This is a genomic window from Microtetraspora sp. AC03309, from assembly GCF_020826795.1.
GTDB classification, from domain to species: Bacteria; Actinomycetota; Actinomycetes; order Streptosporangiales; family Streptosporangiaceae; genus Microtetraspora; species Microtetraspora glauca.
In genome coordinates this window covers 1-587 of record NZ_JADDIL010000379.1, presented here as the reverse complement: position 1 = coordinate 587, position 587 = coordinate 1, and the positions used below count along the sequence as shown (strand labels likewise).

The following is a 587-nucleotide window of genomic DNA, read 5'->3' as shown; positions in this document are numbered from 1 at the left end:
TGCACCTACCACTGCGATCCGCGATCCGCGAACGCATCAAGAGGAGTCGCACACGATGAAATCGTTGGAGGGCACAGTAATAAGCAACCCTGACGCACCACTCCGCGGCCATCGAGTAGCTATCCGGACGCGCCAACGAGACGCCATCCCAGGGCAGCCAGGCGTGCGGTGCGCAATTCTCGACGGCCCCGTCCTCGGTGCAACCACCGCCGGACTCCAGGTGTCCGACGTCGAATGGGACGATCCGCAAGCCGTGGCCCAATGGGTTCACGACACTCCACCGCCACCTCCCCGGCATGGACGATCGCAATCCGTCGGGCCGGCCACCTCCGAGAAATACAAGGGGTAGCCGTGGCGCGACAAAGATGGGTTGACAGCCGCGCCGAGCAGCTCTGCATCAACCTCAACGAACGTGGCCTCTTCATGTCCACCGACGCCGCGGCAACACTCGTCAACGACCGAGTCGACGCCCTCGCCGCGGCCCTGCAAATCTCCACCGCCTCAGCCCGCCGATACATCGACGCAGACGCACTCGCCGGCCTGGCTGACTCCATCACCGAGATGCTTGCTGACGAGAAACCCGGCAC

1 protein-coding gene is annotated in these 587 nt (G+C 64.4%); it reads left to right on the top strand.

The features are described 5' to 3' along the window. Nucleotides 1-351: 351 nt before the first annotated feature. Nucleotides 352-587: hypothetical protein (locus IMZ11_RS43430; protein ID WP_228649517.1), on the top strand; the 236-nt coding region annotated here is incomplete at its 3' end.